Genomic DNA, 3,125 nt, shown 5'->3' on the forward strand with positions numbered 1-3,125 from the left:
TCAAAAACGTGCGCGGCGGTAATGATGCTAAGTGGCACACCATCAATGAAATTAATCAGATCACCGGCAACCAGTCTTGCATTCAGATTGATCTTTGTGACCTTCTTCTGGATCAGGCACCGCGACATATTGTAAAGTCGCTGAACATTCTTAAATGGCGAGAATCGCACGCTACGCGGTTTTTTCTGGTTGCCGATTACAACCACGCCGGCCTCATCCAGAGAATAAAACCACGGGATCTCATGACGTTCCAGAAACCCGCTATCAACGTCGTCTGATGCATTGTTTGGTAAATCCATCACCGCTTTTGTCTTAAACAAGTCCGGCAAGCGAATAAAACTTATCGCGCCTTTTTTCCAGCGAACAATGCCGCCCTCTTCCTGCAATGCTCGGGTTATATGGAAACTCGGAGTATCTCCTATAGGGCAGTAGAATCTCGGCACCGGAAAGTCGGCATCAATGGCCTTTATGTTGGCACCCGCCGCACGATAGATTGAGGATAGCGCGGAATTTTCTTTGATAATCGCCCTGCTTCGCACAAATACAATGCTATGACAGGCATCCAGTATGGCCGTAATCTGAATGGCTGATATTTCCCGCTCACCCTGGACCATCCTGTTAATGACTCTGTTTGATTTGATAATACGCAGCGCGTCGCCAGATTCGCCGCCAATGGTCAATATTTGACCTTCGGACAGGTACCTGGTCATGTCGTCATCGGTCCTGATCTCAGCTTCCAGTGTTACCGGTACCGGCGACATATCAGAACGCAGAACGGCGGATTTAATCAAATCGCCTCTTATCAGGTTACCATTTGATAAGTAAATAATCACGGCAAGGTATCTTTAGACTGTAACGATAGGTTGATAGAAGGCATTCAGAGGCATGTTCAACTCAAGATTGGCGATATCCTGCGCAATCTCGCTTGTCGATCGCCCAAAAACATCCAGCCCCAGGCCCCGCGAAGCCTCTTGATGGATGGCCGATTCACGCTCGATGTAGAGAACAAAAAGCGGCTTTATTACAGACCACTCGGAATTGCTTAATTCGGTATTTTCTGTGATGGCAGGGAAGGGTGGTTCCGTTCCATCGTTGACAACGAGTTCTGCAAAACCCGCATAAAATTTAGACGCCACCACCGCCTGAGCAAGCACGGTGGCAGGGTCGAGCAATACGCTAACTGGCCGTTCAACGGTAAGATAGTTATCGACCAGTGAGGCGATAGTGTCCATCGTTAAGCGTCTGGCTCAATAATCAGGTAAGCAACGGTGCTGGTATCGGTTCCGCTACTGGAAGTGATTGTGAAGCTAGTGTCATCCACACGCGCTGAAACACGGAGGGAACCCGGAGATCCTCCGTCTAACTGAGAGGTTAGAAAGATTCGGCTATTGGCGGTTACTTTGTTGTTGGTCACTAACGCAGTGCCCCCCACAAGCGTTACCACACCCATAGGCTGATCCGCGCCATCTTTCAGTTTTGGCGTGGCTTTATTCACGTAATTCTTGTCAACATCGGCTGCTGAGATCACTTGGTTTTCGGTGGCTCCAGGTGGAGTTGCTGCAGGAGCTCCTAAAAATGATGGTGCTTTACTCATTCTTGATACCTCTTTGGTTGGTTAATAAAACTATGGCTATCAGGTGTAATCCAGTGAGTTACCTGGGATAATTTCACCGAAATAATGAAAAAATAACGTTCCGGTAAAAATCATGATTTGCGAACGATTCTCCCAGTCACGATCAGGATTATCGATTTGCACAAAACAGTCGATGTAACGCTTGGCACGCAGAAATTTTTGCGGGGTTCCTTCATAAACCGTGGCATTGAATCGGCCACCGCCGGTTAGCAAATTAACCAGCATGTTGTCGATAGATCCGGCGATTGTTTCCTCGAACGCAACCTGTCCTTGCATGTACGTTTTGGCTTGTTGCGGCTGATATGAGGCCATTCCCAATGGACCGGGCACCTCAATTTCACCGGCTGGCGAGACGATTGCCCAGGGCACCTGCTTTGCCAGCAAATAGTTTTGCTCAAAACCATCGACTTCAAACGTAAAATCGCTTGAAATGATCTTCGCGCCCATCGCTTTTGATGCTTCATGGAATTGCTTTAGATAAGCTGAATTTGAGACGGCCATGTGTTTATCCTCATTGGGTCAGTGTCGGTTGCAGATATCGAACTGTATTTCAAGCGAACAAACAAAAACCCGGAGGTTTTCCGGGTTAGTGGGGTTTTGCTGCAAATATAATGCCGTGTATCGATTAAGGTGCGGCGTATACCTTCGTGCACACCGAAGCGGATGATAGTCCGCCCTTGCGCACGCCCTCATAGACATACCTAGCTCGGAATCTCCACATGTTATCCAAAAGGAGGATATCGGCCAGGAACTTATCCACCTCTTCGCGTATTTGCTCGTGAGAAGCGTTTCTGATTATTTTATCTTCTGGTTTGGTGTGATAGATAACGCCCTCACCCGGTCTTGATGGTGGCTGAATAATGTCCACCTCGATATGCATCATTTCGTAGCGAAGTAATTCATAACAAGGATCATGCCAGCCCATAGCGCCCGGCATAAAGTCCCTGGTGTCAATGGTAGGACCGCTCGGACCATCCGAAGAATACCCTGGGGTCAGGTAGAACATGCCGTCGCGTGTCAGATTGATATTGTGCAGGTTTATTTCTCTGTGAGGACGCAGATTGCACATCGCCCAAAACGACTCTACTGAGCGGTATTTCTGCCCCTCAATGTAGCGTAATTTACTTGCTCTTGGTATTAGGTGCTGAGACATTTACGACCTCCCTCTTTTCTACAGTTTGCGGCACTAGATATCCGATGCCAGCGCCAGCCAGAAAAATATTGAACCCGGTTAATGTGTCCAGATAAGACAAGCCACCGGCGCCAGCCCATAACATGAACAATGTGGAAAAAGCCTTAACGACGGCCTTCGGATCGCCAAAAAGGTATGATTTAAGAGTTTCTTTTGAATCGCTATTTGCCCATCTGTTAACGTAGGCAAACAGCATCCCCAGTATGCTTGCAAAGGCAAACATAAAAAGCCTTATGGCCTCACCTTCGCTGATAAGAAGATCTGTTATTTCATTCATAGCGACTTGACAGTTATCCCGGC

6 protein-coding genes are annotated in these 3,125 nt (G+C 47.8%); all 6 read right to left on the reverse strand.

What is annotated here, in order from left to right:
• Positions 1 to 791, reverse strand: a 791-nt coding sequence (locus tag C7H79_RS16725; RefSeq protein WP_147383661.1) for a hypothetical protein, incomplete at its 3' end; no start/stop codon positions are given.
• 54 nt (positions 792 to 845) lie between these two features.
• Positions 846 to 1,232, reverse strand: a complete 387-nt coding sequence (locus C7H79_RS16730; protein WP_106708368.1) for a hypothetical protein — start codon at positions 1,230 to 1,232, stop codon at positions 846 to 848.
• Positions 1,233 to 1,234: 2 nt separating this feature from the next.
• Complete coding sequence (locus C7H79_RS16735) at positions 1,235 to 1,594, reverse strand: hypothetical protein (RefSeq protein ID WP_106708369.1); 360 nt, start codon at positions 1,592 to 1,594, stop codon at positions 1,235 to 1,237.
• A 39-nt stretch (positions 1,595 to 1,633) separates the two neighbouring features.
• Entirely contained in the window at positions 1,634 to 2,134 is a 501-nt protein-coding gene (locus C7H79_RS16740; protein ID WP_106708370.1) for a hypothetical protein, read from the reverse strand.
• Positions 2,135 to 2,258: 124 nt separating this feature from the next.
• A complete protein-coding gene (locus C7H79_RS16745; RefSeq protein ID WP_106708371.1) occupies positions 2,259 to 2,786 on the reverse strand; it encodes a hypothetical protein in 528 nt (175 codons plus the stop codon).
• Positions 2,755 to 3,125, reverse strand: a 371-nt coding sequence (locus C7H79_RS16750) for a hypothetical protein (RefSeq protein ID WP_206781775.1), incomplete at its 5' end; no start/stop codon positions are given. The genes C7H79_RS16750 and C7H79_RS16745, both read right to left, overlap by 32 nt.

Source organism: Nitrosomonas supralitoralis, assembly GCF_003011925.2.
Classification (GTDB): domain Bacteria; phylum Pseudomonadota; class Gammaproteobacteria; order Burkholderiales; family Nitrosomonadaceae; genus Nitrosomonas; species Nitrosomonas supralitoralis.